11 protein-coding genes are annotated in these 18,362 nt (G+C 70.1%); 3 read left to right on the plus strand and 8 right to left on the minus strand.

Annotated elements, in window-relative coordinates; all coding sequences use genetic code 11:
• Nucleotides 1-55 precede the first annotated feature (55 nt).
• The 5 genes from AACL56_RS25910 to AACL56_RS25930 form a co-directional block, all read right to left on the minus strand.
• Nucleotides 56-5,380: a beta strand repeat-containing protein gene (locus AACL56_RS25910; protein WP_339092655.1), complete on the minus strand. Its 5,325-nt coding sequence runs from the start codon at nt 5,378-5,380 to the stop codon at nt 56-58.
• A 107-nt stretch (nt 5,381-5,487) separates the two neighbouring features.
• Nucleotides 5,488-6,882 (minus strand): CsgG/HfaB family protein, encoded by a 1,395-nt coding sequence (locus tag AACL56_RS25915; RefSeq protein ID WP_339092656.1) that lies wholly within the window; start codon nt 6,880-6,882, stop codon nt 5,488-5,490.
• Nucleotides 6,883-6,896: 14 nt separating this feature from the next.
• The gene (locus AACL56_RS25920; protein ID WP_339092657.1) at nt 6,897-7,409 is read right to left on the minus strand and encodes a hypothetical protein; all 513 of its coding nucleotides are present in this window, start codon (nt 7,407-7,409) and stop codon (nt 6,897-6,899) included.
• Between the two features lie 480 nt (nt 7,410-7,889).
• The gene (locus tag AACL56_RS25925; RefSeq protein ID WP_339092658.1) at nt 7,890-8,465 is read right to left on the minus strand and encodes a methylated-DNA--[protein]-cysteine S-methyltransferase; all 576 of its coding nucleotides are present in this window, start codon (nt 8,463-8,465) and stop codon (nt 7,890-7,892) included.
• Between the two features lie 130 nt (nt 8,466-8,595).
• A complete protein-coding gene (locus AACL56_RS25930; RefSeq protein WP_339092659.1) occupies nt 8,596-9,930 on the minus strand; it encodes an aminotransferase class III-fold pyridoxal phosphate-dependent enzyme in 1,335 nt (444 codons plus the stop codon).
• Between the two features lie 219 nt (nt 9,931-10,149).
• Between AACL56_RS25930 and purU the strand changes: the two genes are divergently transcribed.
• The 3 genes from purU (at nt 10,150) to AACL56_RS25945 (ending at nt 13,100) form a co-directional block, all read left to right on the plus strand.
• Nucleotides 10,150-11,007, plus strand: a complete 858-nt coding sequence (gene purU, locus AACL56_RS25935; protein WP_339092660.1) for a formyltetrahydrofolate deformylase — start codon at nt 10,150-10,152, stop codon at nt 11,005-11,007.
• A 72-nt stretch (nt 11,008-11,079) separates the two neighbouring features.
• Nucleotides 11,080-11,802, plus strand: a complete 723-nt coding sequence (locus AACL56_RS25940) for a DUF2846 domain-containing protein (protein WP_339092661.1) — start codon at nt 11,080-11,082, stop codon at nt 11,800-11,802.
• Between the two features lie 11 nt (nt 11,803-11,813).
• Complete coding sequence (locus AACL56_RS25945) at nt 11,814-13,100, plus strand: S1 family peptidase (protein WP_339092663.1); 1,287 nt, start codon at nt 11,814-11,816, stop codon at nt 13,098-13,100.
• A gap of 57 nt (nt 13,101-13,157) precedes the next feature.
• Here AACL56_RS25945 and AACL56_RS25950 read toward each other — a convergent pair whose 3' ends face one another.
• The 3 genes from AACL56_RS25950 to AACL56_RS25960 form a co-directional block, all read right to left on the minus strand.
• Complete coding sequence (locus AACL56_RS25950; RefSeq protein WP_339092665.1) at nt 13,158-13,532, minus strand: YXWGXW repeat-containing protein; 375 nt, start codon at nt 13,530-13,532, stop codon at nt 13,158-13,160.
• A gap of 145 nt (nt 13,533-13,677) precedes the next feature.
• A complete protein-coding gene (locus AACL56_RS25955) occupies nt 13,678-14,943 on the minus strand; it encodes an SGNH/GDSL hydrolase family protein (protein WP_339092666.1) in 1,266 nt (421 codons plus the stop codon).
• Between the two features lie 123 nt (nt 14,944-15,066).
• A complete protein-coding gene (locus AACL56_RS25960) occupies nt 15,067-18,360 on the minus strand; it encodes a carboxyl transferase domain-containing protein (RefSeq protein WP_339092667.1) in 3,294 nt (1,097 codons plus the stop codon).
• Between the last annotated feature and the right edge of the window lie 2 nt (nt 18,361-18,362).

Consider the following 18,362-nt stretch of genomic DNA (forward strand, 5'->3'; position numbering starts at 1 on the left):
CCGCAGGCCCGAAGGCCTGCGGCTTTTTCGTTGTTCGCCCGTCGCCGGACGGCCGTCAGCGCGCCAAGATCGTCGACACCGAGGCGTTGCCGGTCGCCGAGGCCGTCACCTGGTTGCCGGCCGTGCGCAACGTGCTCGCACCCACCGCGCCCGACACGCCCACGCCGAAGTTCACGCTCGTCACCGTGGCCGACACGGCGCCGGTGTTGACCTGGTAGTTGGCCACCGCCGCGCTCGGCGTGCCGGTGTTCAGTGCGGTCTGCGTCAGGCGGTTGGTGGCGCTGTTGCCCACCGCCTGCGCCGCGAGCGAATTGCCCGTGACGCCGACGGTGCCGTTCGACACGCCCGCACCGAGCGCGGTGCCGTTCAGAGCGACCTGGTAGCTCGTGCCCACGCTGCTGGCGGTCACCGCGCCGGCGTTGGACTGGCTGTTCAGGATGGCTGCGCTCGCGCCCACATTGAGGGCCAGCGGCGCGCCCGCCAGGCTCGACGAGCCCGTCGCCGCCGCGGTGCCGTAGCCCGCGCCGCCCGACTCGAGCACGTTGGTCGCCGAATTGCCGCGCGCCAGGGCGGCGGTGCTGTTGCCGTCGATCGACACGCTGCTGCCGCTGAGCGGCGCCGCGCCGTTGAGCACCACCCCCGCCGTCGTGCTGGCGGCGGCCGACACCGCGGCGCTGCTGGCCTGCACGTTCACCAGGCCCGTGTTGGCGCCCTGCGTCCCGCCGCTCGCCACGGTCACGGTGTTCGCCGCGCGGTTCGCCGATGCTTCGGCGAAGGTGCTGTTGCCCGCGACGGTGAGCGCGCCGTTGACCACGCCCTGGGTGCCCGGCACCGCGCGGTCGTCGTTGTAGATCGACGTGCTGGCCGTGCTGCCGACCGTGCCCGAGGCCACCTGGCGGTTCGACAGCACGTGGTCGCCGCTGGCGCTCACGTTGTCGGGGCCGCCCGTCTCGGCCAGCGTCGCGCTGCCCGTGGCCCCGAGCGGCAGCGTGTTGGCCGCGGCCACGCCCAGGGTGTTGGTCGCGTCGTTGGTCACGGCCAGCGCGGCGTTGCTGTTGCCCGAGAGCCGCACGGTCGAGTTGCTGGACGCGGCCGGTGCGAACAGTTCCAGCGTGGACGAGGCCGTCACCGGCGCCGTGCCCGACTGCGACGACTGCAGCGCCGAGCGCGCCGCCACGTTCGCGCCTTCCAGCGCGATGCTGTTCAGCGCCGTGTTGGCCACGGCCTTCGCGCTCTGGCTGTTGTTCGACACGCCGGCCGTCGAGTTGCCCACCGACGACAGCGCCGCGGTGTCGATGCCGATGCTGCCCGTGGCGGCGGCCGACACCGCCGCGGTGCCCTGCTGCACGTTGGCCAGGACCTGGTCGGCCAGCACGGCGACCGCCGAGGCCGGGCCTGCCAGCGCCGTGGCAGGCAGCGGCGAACCGCCGGCGATGTTCCCGCCCTTCACGCCGAGGCTGTTGGTGGCGGCGCTGCCGGTCGCGGCGGCGTTGGTGCTGTTGCCCTCCAGCGCGACGGTGCTGCCGTTCAGCGCGTTGGCACCCGTCAGCGTGAGCTTGCTCACGTTGTTGGCGCTGGCGGTCACGGCGGCGTTGCTGTCCTGCGCATTGAGCACCACGGTGTGGGCCGTCTGCGAGGCACCGCCGGCCAGCGAGGCCGCGTTGGTCGCGCGGTTGGCCGAGGCTTCCGCGTACGTCGCGTTGTCGGTGATCGCGAAGCTGCTGCCGCGCAGGCCTGCGTTGCCGGGCACGGTGCCGTCGTCGTTGTAGAGCGCCGTGTCGGCGGTGGCGCGCACCGAAGTCCCGGCCGACTGCACGTTCACCAGCACCTGGTCGCCCACCGCGAGGCTGGCGGACGGCACGGCGCCCTGCACCGCGGCGCCCGGCAGCGGCACGCCGCCGGAGGTGCCGCCCGTCACGGCCAGCCTGTTGTCCACGTCGTTGATCACGCCCAGCGCGGTGTTGCTGTTCTTCGCGATGCTCACCGACGAGTTCGTCGCCGAGGCCGGCGCAAAGACCTGCATGAACGAACGCGCCTCCACCGCCGCGGTGCTGCCCTGGGCCGACAGCAGTGCCGCGCGGGCCGAGACGTCGCCCGCTGCGAGCGAGACGGCATTGCTGCCGGTGTTGGCCACGGCCTTCGAGTTCTGCGTGTTGCCCGACACGCTCAGCGTCGTGCCCGAGATGGCCGCGCCGGGCGCGCCGTCCACGCCGAAGGCCGCCGCCACCTTCGAGGAGATCGGCAGCGTGCCGGTCACCAGCTGGATGTTCGACAGCGCATGGTCGGCCACGGCACCCGCCACCCCGCCCACGCTGCCCGCACCGCCCACCGGCAGTCCGTTGCCCATGGCAATGGCGCTGCCCTTCACGTCGATGCGGTTCGTCGCGGCATTGCCGGTGGCCGAGCCGCCGGCCGCGTTGCCGTCGATGTCGACCTGCGAGCCCTGCAGGCTTGCGCCGGCGAGCACCACCTGCACGCCATCCTTGTTGCTGAGCGAGGCGCCTTCCTGGCCGGTCAGCGAAGTGACCGACGCGCTGGTGAGCTGCAGGTTCTGCACCGCGGTGGTGGTCGCCACCCTGCCCGCGTCCAGGCTCACGCCGTTGGCGGCGCTGTTGCTGATGGCGCCGGCCACGCTGGTGTTGCCGCTGGCGTTCACCGTCGAATCGGAGACCGCGCCGCCGATGCCCACGAGCACTTCGGCTCCGCCGCTGCGCTGCGCCGACACCGAGCCCTGGCCCGACTGCGCGTTCTGCACGCTGAAGGCCGCGTTGGTGGCGAGCGTGGAGCCCACCAGCGTGGTGCCGGACAGCGCGAGGCCCGCTGTGTCGATGTTGCCGGCCGTCACCGCCACGGTGTTGCCGGCGGCGCGGCTGCCGTAGGCCAGCGCCTGCGCCGTGTTGCCGGAGCTCGACACGGTGGTGTCGTCGAGCGTGCCCGTGACCGTGGTGCGCGCCACGATGCCGCCGGCCGCGATGGCCGACACACCGGTGCCCGTGCCCGCCACCGCCTGGGTGTTGGTGACGTTGGCCACCGCGGCGTTCGGGCCGCTCACGCCGTTGAGCTTCAGCGCGATGCCGCTGGCGGCGTCGTTGCCGTAGGTGGCTGCCACGAAGGCATTGCCGCCGTTCGCCACGTCGGCGCCCTGCGCGTTGCCCGCGACGGTCACGGCCAGCATGTTGGCGCCGGTGGCCGAGGTGTTGATGTGGGCCTGCACCGATTGGTCGTTGAGCACGCCGTAGGCTGCGCGCACCGTGGGCAGCGCAGCGGCGCTGTTGCTGAACGGCAGCCCGCTCGAGATGTCCGCCGTCACGGTGGAGGCCGGGCCGGCCGATGGCGCCACGGCCAGGCTGCCGCCGGTCGCGGTCACGTCCAGGCTGTTGGTCGCGGCATTGCCGTAGGCGATGGCGCGCTGCAGGTTGCCGGTGAGCGCGACCGAGCCGCCGGCCAGGTTGCCGTTCACGCCGATGCGCGCACCGACTTCCGACAGCCCGGCGCCCACGCCCGAGTTGGCGTCGGCCATCTGCACGCTCGCGATGCCTGCGCCGGTGCCGGCGGAATTGCCGCTCAGCGTCAGCGTGCTGGTAGCGCCGTTGCCCAGCGCGACCGATTCCTGCCGGTTGCCGCTCATGGCCAGCGTGCTGCCCGCGATGCCCGCGCCGCCGCCGTTGGCGGTCAACGCGATCTGCGAGCTCATGTTGATGGCGCCGACACCGCCGTCGTAGAGGCCTTGCAGGTTGCTCATGGTGGCCGCGCCGCCGGCGGACACGTTGCCGTCGGAACTCGTGCCGCCGGTGAGCACCGCGCCGGCGTTGCCGATGTTCACCGCACCCGCCTGCAGCGCCAGGCTCTGGGTGATCTGGTTGCCCTGTGCGGTGGCCGCCACCGTGTTGCCGGACACCGTGACGGTGCTGCCGACGGTCTGGCCGGTTCCGGCCGCCTCGCCGGTCTGCGCGGCGATGACCGAGGGCATGACGAACGCCGTCACCGGCGCCGCGAAGTTGGCCTGCTGGTTCGAGACGGCCGCCGTGCCCGCGAACGACGTGGCGTTCTTGCCGGTGACGATCGCGCTCGACGCGGTGTTGCCCGTGGCGTCGGCCGTGATGCTGTTGTCCGCGAGCGTGACCGTGCCGGACTTGCTCGACTGCGCGCCCGCGAGGACCATCGCGCCCTCGGTCTGCGCGAAGGTCATCGCGCCCAGGTTGCCCTGGCTGTTGACGAGGGCCAGGTCGCTGTCGACGTTGGTGGTCACGCCGGCGCCGTTGTGCGTGCTGCTGTTGGCCGCGGTGGCGGCAGTGCCCGAGCCTGCCACCTGCACGTCGCCGACCACGATGCGGTTGCCCGCCGCGCCGGCGGTGGTGCCGAGCGCCTCGTTGCCGGTGGCCGCGCTCGCGATGCCGTTGCCCTGCACCGCCAGCGAGCCGGCCAGCACGTTGCTGCCGCCCGCGGGCGCGCCGCTCACGATGCCCATGACGACCGAGTTTCTGTTGACCGCCGAGTGGATGGCCAGGATGCCGTTTCCGTTGGCCTGCAGGTTCGCGACCACCGCGGAGCCGGCAAACGACGGCGCGCCGCCGTCCTTGATCTCGGCGGCGCTGGTGGCGCTGTTGGCCTTGAGCACGGCGGAGATCGAGTTGCGCTCGAGCACCGCCTGCGTGGTCATGGTGTTGCCGGCGTTCGCTGTGAGCATCAGGTCGACCGTGCTGCCGTCCACCCGTGCGCTCGAGCCTGCGCCGGTGGCCGACTGCAGCGACGTCACCACGATGTTGCCCTTGGCGTCGAACAGCGGCGCGCCGGCCGGGAAGGTCAGCACCGAGGTGCCCTGCTGCGGCGTTGCGCTGGCCGCCGCCGTGCCCGAGACGATCGAGCTGCCCGTGTTGAACGTGCTCGACGCGGAGATGGTGTTGTCGGCATTCACCACGCTGCCGCTTTGCAGCACGGCCGACTCGGCCAGCAGCTTGCCGTTGGTCACGGTGCTGTTGATCACGCCCGAATTGAGGGACACCCCGAGCGAGGCGGCGTCGTTCACCGGCAGCAGCCCGCCCGGCTGGATGCTGTTGGCTGAGCTGTTGCCGGTGGCCGTGGCACCGATCAGGTTGCTGGTGTTGCTCACGGCCACGGGGGTCGGGGTCGTGGGGGTGCCGGTGGACGTCGTGCCCAGCGTGGCGTTGGTGATGGTGGCGGTGACGTTCGCGGCGTTGGTGCCGCCCGGGTTCAGCGTCGCCGCGCCGGTGGCGTTGCCGTTGTAGGCAGGACCGACACTGGTCTCCGCCGCCTGCGCGACGGAGGTGGCGATCAGCGCCATCGCGACGGCCGAGCCGATGCTGCTGCGGCTGAACATGGGCGCGCGTGCGGCCCGGCGGTGGATCTTGCGTGCTTTCATGGCGTGACTCCTCGGATGTTGGAAGCGGTCAGGGTCGGAAAAAAAGCGGGAACGGCGCGAGCGCTTTCGCTCGCCTGCGCGATGCGGAAGGGAAACGAAGCGGCGACTCAGTCGCCCTTGACGGAGCCGTCGGCGGCCGGTGCGGCGCCGCCCACCACCGGGCTGCCCACGCGCAGCTTGGCGATCTCCTGCAGGCCCGGCCCGTCGCGGTGGATCGACGTGTCGGCCGCGTCGGGGCGCCAGGTGATGCTGATGGCGGCCGGTGCCACGCCGCGGTTGGCGAGCGCGGAGGTGACGGCTGCGATGCGCTGGTCGGTCAGCTCGTCGCGCTTGCGGGCGTCCCAGTTCTCGGTGTCGCGCGCCACCAGCACGATGTCGGTCGCGCCCTTCTTGGCGGCGCCGGCGATCTGGTCGAGCAGCGCGAGCGAACTGCCGCCGAGCGTGGTGGCACCAAAGTCGAAGGCCACCTGCGTGGCGTTGCCGGTGAGCCGCGCACCGCCGGGGCCCGCGGCGTTCACTGCCACGCCGCTCTGCGCCACGGGGGTGGCCACTGCGGTGCCGCCCGCGGTGGCATCGCCGGGGTTGTCGACCTTGCGCAGGTCGGCCGCGGGCGTGAGCGGGATCTGCTCGCCGCTGCCCGGGCGCATCGTCATGCAGGGCCGGTGGTCGACCTGCGTGACGGACGCCATGAGCCGCACCACGCCTTCTTCCAGCGCGGCGCGCACGCCCATCTGCACCGGCTCCTGGCCCTTGGCGCCGATGTCCACGTCGTACAGCTTGCTGCCGAAGAAGCGGAACACGTTCAGGCCGACCTCATAGCCGTTGAACTGCTTGGTGAGGCTCACGGTGCGCACCACCATCAGCGACTTGGTGTCGACGATGCGCAGGTCCACGCTCACCGACTGGCTGAAGGTGCGCGCCTTCACGCCCACCTGGTTCACCGCGAACTCCGCGCCGCCCGAGTTGATGTTGTAGTTCAGCTCGGTGATGCCGCCCACGATGAAGTAGTCGGACTTGTTGATGGTGCCGCCGAAGTAAGGCAGCCACGGCACGTTCTGTCCGCCGTTCGGGCCGCCGAGCTGGTGCGTGCGGCCGTCGCCGAGCTGACGGCGGTCGGCATAGGCGAGCTCGCGCTCGGCGATGACCGGGTCGAAGCGCTCGGCGATGCTCACCGCGCCGCCGAGCTTGCCGAGCGCCGAATACACCATGAGCGCGCCGCCCTGCGTGATGGCGTTGCCTTCGTTGATGCTGTACTTGCCGGTGTAGTCCTTCACGTCGCCCACGCCGATGACGATGGGCGGGCGGCGGGTGGCGGCGATGTGGTCGGCATAGCAGGCGAGCACGGCTTCCATCGGCGTGACGTTGTCGCGCACCGAGGGGCCGAGCACCACGGGCGCTTCGCTGGGCGCGAAGCGCTGCTGCGGCGTGGAAACGCAACCGGCGAGCACGAGCGATGCCGCTGCGGTGGCGGCGAGGGTGAACCTGCGGATGTGGGTTTGCATGGCGCGTGCTCCTCTCAATTGAGCACGCCGAAGGCGCACGCCGAGCTGCCGCCGACGCTCGCGGTCTGCGCGCCGGCGTTGCCCTGGGTCGAGTTGAGCGCCTGCGTGGCCGCGCCCTGCACCTGGGTGCTGGTGCCGCCGACGATGGCCGAGCCCACCGCACCCGAGTTGGCCTGCGAGGTGCCCACCGTCGCGCCGCCGAGCGCACCGACCGCCGTGCGGCTTTCGTTGCCCGACGCGCTCGAGGTCGCGCCAGAGTTCGACGGCGAATTCGCCACCGTGCTGTTGTTGCCGTCGTTGCCCGTCGAGGTGGCGGAGACGTTGCAGTTGTACTGGCGGCCGATGGTGGTGTTGTAGACCGGGGCGACGTAGTAGCCGCTCTTCTGCTTGCGCACCATGTCCTGGATGGCCGCCTGGTTGACCTTGTCGGCGCTCGACTGGAACTGCCATGACGTGTTCTCGCCGACGTTGTTGGCCAGCGCCATCAACGGCGCGCACGCCACTGCCAAAAGAAATACGCGTTGCATGACGATCCCTCTCTGGAAAACACACTGCGATGAATTCGTAAGTGCTACGTTTCTGGAGGGCGATGCTATTTAGGGGGGGCGGCCACCGGTATCCCGGGAACCGGTAGGCGGCATCCCGTGAACCCGTAGAAATGAAGAAGAAGCAACGGCCCCGTGATTCGCGCGGGGCACGGACTCACGCGGCGCGCATGACGGCGCACATGAGAGCGCGCAAGACAGCGCGCTTCTTCGCGCGGCCCGGGCTGGTCAGTCGCCGAACCAGAGCAGCAGCCAGACGCTGACCGAGCCGAGCACCATCGTCATGAGCACGACCTGGCCGGTCGTAGGCAACGGCCTGTCCATCCAGCGTTCGATGTTTTTCGACATCCTCGTCCCCCCATCCTTGGGATGGGGATGCAGCGTGACGCAACTGCGCGCTCCTGTCAAAGCAGTGGAAATACCTCTCCCCCTGTGCGGCGCCCGATCAGGAAATCGAAGGACTCAGAACGGCAGCTGCATCGTTTCCGCCTGCGCATTTTTTTCGTCGATGCGCGCATCGGCCGCCGGCAGCGCGCCTTCGTGCTCGAGCAGACGGCGCTTGCGGAAGACACCGCCGGCATAGCCCTTGAGATCGCCGTTGCGGCCGATCACGCGATGGCAAGGCACGACGATGCCGACCGGGTTCGATCCGTTGGCCGCGCCGATGTCGATGGCCGCGCGCGGATCGTCGAAACCCAGCAGCTTCGCGAGCTCGCCGTAGCTGGTAGTGCGTCCCGCCGGAATGCGGCGCAGCGCGGCCCACACCTTGCGCTGCAGCGCATCGCCCAGCGTGGCGACGGGCAGGGCATCGATGGCCGCGAGCTCGCCATCGAAGTAGCGCTCCATGGCAGCGGCCACCGCATGCGGTGCATCGCCTTCGCTCAGCGCCACCTCGTCGTCGTGCAGTTGCAGCAGAAGGCGATGCAGGCGGGCGCGGTGATCGGCGAAGTCCAGCGCATGGATCGCGCAGTCGTTGTCGGTGACGAGAAGAAGCTCGCCCAGCGGCGAGGCCAGACGGCTCAGTTGCAGCTTCAGCATGATGGTGCCCTCGGAAAGGAGAAGGCGGCAGGGGCCGCGGACATTCACATGCTGCGCGTTCCCTTCCGCCTCGGCTGGCCGCATCCGGACATCGATGTGCGGCCGATGCCGCCTGCCTCTCAGCGCTCGTTCAGGCGTGCGCCTTGATCGAATCCGCGAGCGTGTTCACCAGCGTGTCGATGTGCGACTTCTCCACGATGTAAGGCGGCGCGATCACCAGCACGTCGCCCGCGGGCCGCACGAGCGCGCCCTTGTGGAAGCAGTCGAGGAAGATGTCGTAGGCGCGCTTGCCCGGCGTGCCCGCGATGGGTGCGAGCTCCACCGCCGCGGCCAGGCCGAGGCTGCGGATGCTGACCACGTTGGGCAGGCCCTTGAACGCGCTGTGGAAGGCATCGCCCAGCACCTTGCCCATTTCGCCGGCGCGCGCGAAGAGGTTCTCCTGCTTGAACAGGTCGAGCGTGGCGACGGCCGCGGCGCAGGCCACCGGATGGCCCGAGTAGGTGTAGCCGTGGAAGAACTCGACCACGTGCTCGGGCGCGTCGGTCTTCATCATCGCGTCGTAGAGCTTGTCGCGGCAGATCACGCCGCCCAGCGGAATGACGCCGTTGGTCACGCACTTGGCGAAGTTCAGCATGTCGGGCACCACGCCGAAATAGTCGGACGCGAAGTTGGTGCCCATGCGGCCGAAGCCGGTGATGACCTCGTCGAAGATCAGCAGGATGCCGTGCTTGTCGCAGATCTCGCGCAGGCGCTTCAGGTAGCCCCTGGGCGGCAGGTACCAGCCCGCCGAACCGGCCACCGGCTCCACGATGATCGCGGCCACGTTGCTCGGGTCGTGCAGCGGCAGGATGCGGGTTTCGAGCTCGACCAGCGGGTCTTCGGCCCATACCGGTTCCTCGTTGTGGATGTACGCATGGTTCACCGGGTCGTGAATGAAGCGCATGTGGTCCACGCGCGGCAGGAAGGCCGAGCCGAACACCTTGCGGTTGCCCGGGATGCCGCCCACCGACATGCCGCCGAAGCCCACGCCGTGGTAGCCCTTCTCGCGGCCGATGAACACGTTGCGGTGGCCCTCGCCGCGCGCGCGGTGGTAGGCCAGCGCCACCTTCATCGAGGTGTCGGCGGCCTCGGAGCCCGAGTTGCAGAACAGCACCTTGTTGAGGTCTCCCGGGGCCAGCGACGCGATTCGCTCCGCCGCCTCGAAGGCGCGGTCGTTGCTGACCTGAAATGCGGTGGCGTAGTCGAGCGTGTCGAGCTGCTTCTTGATGGCCTCGTTGATCGGCTTGCGGTTGTGGCCCGCGCCCACGCACCACAGCGAGGAGATGCCGTCGATCACCTTCCTGCCGTCGTGCGTGGTGAACTCCATGCCGTCGGCCGCCACGAACACGCGCGGGTCCTTGCGGAAATGACGGTTGGGGGTGAAGGGCAACCACTGGTTGTCCATGTTGAAGTCCTGGTAGGCCATGTCTCGCTCCTGAGGATATGGGGTCGGGGAAAATCGCGATTCTGGCACCCCTGCCACAATCACGCCCGGACATCGCTCACCCCCAGGCTCGGCCCCTTCGTGTGGCCGCCACCCCCTCACCGGGGGCAACGCCAGCGGCCCGGCGAAGCCGGTTCCGCGGTGTCCCCGAACAGGCATGCGGCCCGGCCGCCTGCCGAGTGACCCGTTAATTGAACTGATATGACGACAAACACGCCGGCCTACATCCTGAACCTCTCGTGCCCCGACCGCACGGGCATCGTGCATGCCGTGTCGGGCTTCCTGCTCGAGCGAGGCGCCAACATCGAAGAGGCCGCCCAGTACAACGACCACGACACGGGCCTGTTCTTCATGCGGGTGCGCTTCGCCTGCAGCGCGCACAGCGAAGCCTCGCTGCGCGACGAGCTGAAGACATTCGCCGCCGGTTTCGGCATGACACTCCAGCTGCACGCCGCCGCGCAGCCGATGAAGACGGTCATCCTGGTGAGCAAGGAAGGCCACTGCCTCAACGACCTGCTGTTCCGCTGGAAGAGCGGCCTGCTGGCGATCGACGTGCGCGCCATCATCTCGAACCATCGCGACTTCTACCAGCTCGCGGCCAGCTACAACGTGCCGTTCCACCACATCCCGCTGACGGCCGCGACCAAGGCGCAGGCCGAGGCGAAGCAGCTCGAGATCATCGAGGCCGAAGGTGCCGAGCTGGTCGTGCTGGCGCGCTACATGCAGATCCTGAGCGACAACATGTGCCGCAACCTGTCGGGCCGCGCGATCAACATCCACCACTCGTTCCTGCCGAGCTTCAAGGGCGCCAAGCCCTACTACCAGGCGCACGACCGCGGGGTGAAACTGATCGGCGCCACCGCCCACTACGTGACGGCCGACCTCGACGAAGGCCCGATCATCGAGCAGGACGTGGCCCGCGCCGACCACACCGACACGGTCGAGGACCTCACGGCCCGCGGCCGCGACACCGAGAGCCAGGTGCTGGCGCGCGCGGTGAAGTGGCACAGCGAGCACCGCGTGCTGCTCAACGGCCATCGCACGGTCGTGTTTCGCTGAAATCCGGCGCATCACCCGCCACCCGCCTTGTAAGCGGGTGTAGCATCCCGCGCCAAACGAGGAGAAGGCGCAATGCGACGTTGGATCGGTGGGGGTTTGCTGGCCGTGCTTGCGGCCGGCCTGTTCGGGTGCGCGGCCAGCGGGCCACGGTTTTCGGAAATGGCCGGCAGCATGCCGTCGCTCGGCGAGAACGAGGGGCGGATCTACTTCTACCGGAACTCGATCATGGGCGCGGCGCTGCAGCCCGAGGTCACAGTCAACGGACAGGTCGTCGGCAAGTCGCGGCCGAACAGCTTCTTCTACATCGACCGCCCGGCGGGCACCTACCGGGCCAGTGCCCGCACCGAGGCCGAAGCCACCATCGACGTGGTGCTGCGGCCGAAGCAGACGGCCTATGTGCTGATGAGCATGAACTTCGGCATTGCCGTCGGACGTCCCGGCTTCGAACGCGTCTCCGAGGCGGAAGGCCGCCAGGAACTGCAATCGCTGGCCTACGACGACAGCCTGCCCGCGGCCAGGACCGCGAAGGCCGCTGTGCCGGACGCCAGACCCACAGCACCGGCAGCGCCTTCGCCGGTCGTCCCGGCGGCCATAGCGACCGCAGTCGTCGCCCAGCCTGCCGTGGCGGCGCGGCCGATCGAGGCGATCCCGGCACCGGCTGCCGCTGCTGCCGCCGCGCCGACGCCGCCGCCTTTGACCGCACCCCGCGTCGCAGCCACCGCGCCTTCCGAGACTGCACCGTTCGCCCGGACACCGCTGAACGATCTGCGACTGCTCCTGCCGGCCAACCGCTGAACCCACCCGCCATGACATTCAAGTTTTCCCCGGCGCGCGCAGCGCTCGCCTCGTTCGCCGTCGCCCTGCCCGTGCTCACCGCTTCTGCCCAGGAAGCTCGGCAAGGCGCCGATCTCGCACCCGATGCGCTGTTCGCGCGCGTGTCGCCCAGCGTGTGGGTGGTGCAGGCGAGCGACGCGCAAGGCAGGGTGCTGGCCACCGGCAGTGCCGTCGCCACCGGGCCCGGCACCGCGGTCACGAGCTGCCAGCTGCTCGCCAAGGCCAGCACGGTGGCGCTGAAGCGCGACAACGTCAGCTATGGCGCAACGCTGGCGTTGCCGGACCCCGAACGCGATCTCTGCCAGCTGCGCATTGCCAACTTCAATGCGCCCGCCATCGCCGTCGCGCCGGCGAGCGCCCTGCAGGTCGGCATGCCGCTGTATGCCATCGGTTCGCCCCGGGGCCGGGAACTGACATTGGGCACCGGCATGCTGGCGGGCCTGCGCCGCGGCAACGCCGGAGAGCTTGAAGCGCTGCAGCTCGCCGCCGCGCCCGAGGCGGGACTCGGCGGCGCCGGCCTGTTCGACGCGCAGGGGCGGCTCGCCGGGCTCGTCAGCGCGGCGCCCGCGGGCTCGAACGCGGCCAGGCTCGCCGTGCCTGCGTCATGGATCGCGGAACTGCCGGCGCGCGGCCGGCTGGCGGCCGAGGCGGCGAAGAACCTTCCGGTGTCCACGGCATCGGCATCCGCTTCGCCTGCCATGTCGGAAACGGCGCGTCCGAGCGTCATCGAATACCAGTTGCACGACCGTCTCAGCAACACCTACCGCAAGGTGATCTATCGCGCCGATGCGGCGACGGACGATCGCCTCAGCTTCAACAGCGGCGGCTGGGTCGAGAAGCCCGGCGGCGAGGTGGTCAGCGTGACGTCGGCGATCGCAGGCGAGTTCGATTCGGCCATGCCGCCGGGCGGATGGGCCAAGGAGAACCTGAAGGAAGCCGCGGCCTGGAGGGCCCGCTACTCGACCACGCTCGGAGGTGTCCGCGTCAACATGGACCTGAATGCGACGGTGATGGAAGACACCACGCTCACGCTCGGCGGCAGGGAATTCAAGGTCGTGCGGATCGAATACAGGGGCTACACCCAGCGCTTCGCCAACGCAGGCGCGGTGGGCGGCAATCAGTACGGCAAGTACGCCGCCAACGCGTGGTTCTCACAGGAACTGGGTCGCGTGGTCCGATTCGAGGTCGACACACGCGGCGGCGCGAGCGGCGGTGCGTTCCAGGTCAGGGAAACCCTCGAGCTGGTCAGCATCCGCTAGCGCCCGCGCACGCGAAATCCGATATGGGGCCGCCGTGTGCGGCGGCCCCGGCACCCGTCAGTTGCGATTCGGGTTGTTCGGCCGGCGGTCGTAGCGGTTCGGCACGCCGTCGCCGTCGCGGTCCCATCGGCCCGCGCTGTACTGCCAGCGGCCGCCTTCCTGGCGCCATTCCGGTGCACGGTAGGCATAGCCCGGACGCGCACGGACCCAGGTACCGCCGATCCACACATGGCGGCCACCGCGCCATTCATAGTGCCCCGGCGCCCAGGCATAGCCGCGGCGCGGCGGGGGCACGCGCTCGAAGCGCGGCGGAGGCGGTGCCACCTGCACGGTGACCACGGGTTGTGCCTGCGCCGCAGTGGGAACAGTCAATGCACCCACCGACAGGAGCGAAGCCGCGCCGATGGAAAAAGCCAATGCGATCGTTTTCATGAAGGACTCCTCATGAGTTGTTGGAGGAAGCTTCATGCTGCCCAGCCCATGTGAACCGCCTGTAAGCGGTACGCGAAATCTTGTGTAGAGCTGTGACGCGCTTTTCAGGGGCCCGCCAGCCCCGGTTTGCGGCTTTTGCGAGCGCTCACTCTTCCAGTTCGCGAAGGTCGATGGCCGCGGCCATGGCCGCATGGCCGGCCTTGTTCGGGTGCAGGTGATCGCCCGAATCGAACAACGGATTCAGCGCCTGCGGGTCGGCAGGGTCGCGCAGTGCGGCGTCGAAATCGATCACGCCGTCGATGTCCTGGCGGCTTCGGATCCAGCGGTTGACGGCCTCGCGCAGCGCCTCGTTCGCACCATTCCAGTAAGGCGTGTTCTTGAACGGCGGCACGGTGCCCAGCAGCAGCTTCACGCCCTTGGCGCGGGCCTGCTTGACGAGCTGCTGCAGCCCTTCGGTGATGCGCTCGGCCGTGGGCCAGTCGCGGCTCGCCAGTTCGGCGCCCGGCACGCGCGCGAACACGGTGCGGCCGATGTCGTTGGTGCCGAGCAGCACGATCGCGTGGGTCACGCCGCTCTGCCGCAAGGCATCGAGCTCGAAACGCGAAAGGCCGCTGGGCCCGACGCCATCGCTCAGCAGGCGATTGCCGCCGATGCCGGCATTGAGCACCGCCACGTCCTGCCCGGCCGGCCGCGTGTCGCGAAGGCGCGTGGCCAGCATGTCGGGGTACGCGCCGAAGGAGCCCTCCGACGTGCCCGCGGTGATGGAGTCGCCGAAGGCCACCACGGTGCGCACCGGCTTCGTGGTCAGCACGTCGAGCCCGGTCACGATCTGGTTGAGCACCAGCGGCGTGGGGTTCTTCAGCTTGGGCGCGCCCACCGCATTGCCGGCGGCCACCCAGGCGGTGCCCGGCTCCGGCATGGACACGGTCGAGAACGGCGTGGCGCGATCGAAGAACGCGCTCACCACCACCGTCTGTCCCGCCTGCACGGGAAGCTCCACGCCGTCGCTCCACGCATCGGCGCCTGGCGCGATGGTCAGGCTGGTGCGGCCTCCGAAATGCAGGACACGCAACGTGGCGGGCGAGAACGCATCGCCACCCGTGCCACGCGCGGCAGTCGCGGCCGCGATGCGCAACGGCGTCTTGCCGAAGCGGTTCGAAAAGCGGATGCGGATGCGCTCGCCGTCCAGCGAGAGTTCGATCTGCTGGCGCAGCGTCTGGCCGCGCAGGTCATTGCCCGCCGGCGACGAAAAGGTGGGGCCACCGGGACCCGCAGCCATCTCGCGGAAGTCGAGCGGCGCCACGGCCCAGCTCGCAACCCAATGCGCCTCGGCGGGTTGACGGGGAAGGTCGCCATCTCGTGTAACGGCATGCACACCCAGGGCAAGCAATGCCAGGCAACAGGCAGTCACCCAATGCGCCATCGTCACATCGCGCAAGCGTGCCGCCCAAATGGAAACCAGTTTCATCCGCGCAAAGCCAGCCAGTGTACGGAGGCATGGAGTCCTTGCGTGTGACGAGGTCTAGGAGATCGGTTACCAAGTGTCTACATACGCGGTGGCAGGCTCCTTCGCCTTGCCGGCCGAGGCCAATCCACGCACCAGCCAGGTGCGCGTTTCGGCAGGGTCGATCACCGCATCGATCTCCAGCGTCTGCGCCATGTGGATCGCCTCGCCGTTGGCGTACTGCTGGGCCACGAGCTTTTTGAACAGCGCGTCGCGTTCGGCGCCCTCCTCGGCCGCTTCCAGTTCCTTGCGGAATCCCAACCGGACGGCACCTTCCAGGCCCATGGCGCCGAACTCTCCGGTGGGCCATGCCACCGTGAACACGGGCGCATCGAAGCCGCCTGCCGTCATTGCCTGCGCACCCAGCCCGTAGCCCTTGCGCAGCACCACGGCGAAGAACGGCACGCGCAGGTGCGAGGCCACCATGAACATCCGGCACACGTGGCGCACCTGCGCCTGCGCCTCGATGTCGGGGCCGACCATGAAGCCCGGCGTGTCGCACAGCGAAACGATCGGCAGGCCGTGCGCATTGCACAGCTGCATGAAGCGCGCGGACTTGTCGGCCGCTTCGACATCGATGGCGCCACCGAGGTGATGCGGGTTGTTCGCCATCAGCCCGACGGGCTTGCCCTCGATGCGCGCAAGCGCGGTGACGATGCCCGCGCCGAAACCCGCGCGCAGCTCGAGCAGCGAGCCGGTGTCGGCCACGCCGCGCATGGCGGCGCGCACGTCGTACACGCGCAGGCGGTTCTCGGGCACCACATGCCGCAGCGTGCGCGGGTCGGCACATTCCCAGTCGGCGGTCGCGCCCTGGAAGTACGAGAGGTACTGCTTCGCCGCAGCCACCGCGGCCGCTTCGTCATCCACCAGGATGTCGATCACGCCGTTGCGCGACTGCACGCTGCTCGGGCCGATCTGCTCGGGCGCGAAGGTGCCGAGGCCGCCGCCTTCGATCATGGCCGGCCCGCTCATGCCGATGTTGCTGCCCTTCGTCGCGATGATCACGTCGGCGCAACCCAGCAGCGCCGCGTTGCCCGCGAAGCATCGGCCGTGCACGATGCCCACCACCGGCACCTTGCCCGAGAGCGCCGCGAACTGGCTGAAGGTGTGGTTGTTCAGCCCCGCCACGATCGGCATGTCGGTGTCGCCCGGCCGGCCGCCGCCGCCTTCGGCGAACAGCACCACCGGCAGCCCGAGCTGGTGCGCCACCGCCAGCAGGCGGTCGGTCTTGTGGTGGTTGCGCATGCCCTGCGTGCCGGCCAGCACGGTGTAGTCGTAGGCCAGCACGGCGCAGCGCGACACTTCGGGGCCGAACTGCTTCGCGTTGATGCTGCCCAGGCCGGTGACCATGCCGTCGGCGGGCGTGTTGGCGATCAGGTCCTCGAGCGTGCGGCGGCGCGTCTGCGCGGCGATGGCGAGCGCGCCGTATTCGATGAAGTTGCCGGGGTCGGCCGCCGTGTCGCACAGGTCGGCGATGTTCTCGCGCGCGGTACGTCCGCGCTGCGCGTGGCGCTTGTCGACGGCGGCCTTCCGGTTGGCGTCCAGCGTGTAGGCATGGCGCTCGATGACCTTGCGCAGGTCGGGGCGGATCGCGTCCAGGTCCTGCTCGGCGCGCGCCTCGGCCTCGACGGCCTGCGCATCGACCGCCTCGAGCTGCAGCAGCGACTGCCCTTCGACGAGGTAGTCGCCCGGCGCCGCGAGCAGCGCCACCACGCGGCCTGCCACGGGTGCATGCAGCAGGTGCTCCATCTTCATGGCCTCGAGCACACCGAGCTGCGCGCCGACCGGCAGCACGTCGCCCACCTCGACCTCGAACTGCACGAGCCGCGCGGGCATCGGTGCCTTGACGGTGAGCTCGTCCGATCCGTCGTCGGCAGCGGGCTGCTGCGCATCCGGTGCGGGTGCGGCCTTTCTTGCATGGCCCGGCAGCGCCGACGCGGCCGCGAGCAGGTCGCCCAGGTGCGCTTCCACGAAGCGCGTGTGCACCGCCTGCGTCGCGAATTCGGGCCGCGCCGCGATGGCGCGCAGCAGCGGCAGGTTGGTGGCGATGCCGTCGATGTGGCATTCGTCCAGCGCGCGCAGCGAACGGCGCAACGCGTCCGCAAAACGCGACGACGGTGAATGCACGATGAGCTTCGCCAGCAGCGTGTCGTAGTGCGGCGAAGGCGCGAGGCCCGCATAGCCGTGCGTGTCGACACGCACGCCGGGACCGGCCGGCAGGTCGAAGCGCGCCAGCGTCCCGCCCGAGGGCCGCGCATGGCCCTGCGCGTCGAGCGTCTCGGCGTTGATGCGCCACTGCAGCGCAAAGCCGCGCTGCGGCGCCGTGCGATCGGCCTCCACGCCGAGCTCGGCCAGCTGCTGGCCGGCGGCCACAGCAATCTGCAGCTGCACCAGGTCCAGCCCCGTCACCGCCTCGGTCACCGTGTGCTCGACCTGCAGGCGCGGATTGGCCTCGATGAACACGAAGGGCAGGGTCGCCGACGCGGCATCGACCAGGAACTCGAAGGTGCCGAGGCCGCGGTAGCCCACGGCCTTCGCCATGCGCAGCGCGGCCTGCGTGAGCAGCGCGCGCAGCCCGTCGGGCAGCGACGGACTCGGCGCGATTTCCACCAGTTTCTGGAAGCGCCGCTGCAGCGTGCACTCACGTTCGCCCAGGCTGGCCACGGCGCGGCCGTCGCCGAGCACCTGCACCTCGATATGCCGCGCATTGCGCATCAGCCGCTCCACGTACACGCCGTCGATGCCGAAGGCCGCCCTGGCCTCCGACATGCAGCGCGCGTGCGCCTCGGGCAGCTCGCCGGCGTTCAGCACTGCGCGCATGCCGCGCCCGCCGCCGCCGCCGATCGCCTTGACCATCACGCCCGCACCTTGCGCATGCTGCTCGTCGAAGAAGGCCTGGGCCTGGGCGAGCGTCACCGCGCCCGCGCTGCCCGGCATCACCGGCACGTCGCATTGCGTGGCCAGCGCGCGGGCGCGCGCCTTGTCGCCGAACAGGCCGAGCTGCTCGGGCGTGGGCCCGATGAAGACGAGGCCCGCATCCGCGCAGGCCTGCGCGAAATCGGCGCGCTCGCTGAGGAAGCCGTAGCCGGGATGCACCGCATCGCACCCCTGCGACCTGGCCACCGCGATGAGCTCGGCGACATCGAGGTAGGCGGACGGCCCGGTCGCATCGAGCGCGACGGCGGCATCGGCCAGCTGCACATGCAGCGCCGCCGCGTCGTCGCGCGCATGCACGGCCACGCTGGCAATGCCGAGGTCGCGCAGCGCGCGCACCAGGCGCACCGCGATCTCGCCGCGGTTGGCAATCAGAACTTTGGAAAACACGT

This window comes from Variovorax paradoxus (assembly GCF_902712855.1).
GTDB lineage: Bacteria > Pseudomonadota > Gammaproteobacteria > Burkholderiales > Burkholderiaceae_C > Variovorax > Variovorax paradoxus_Q.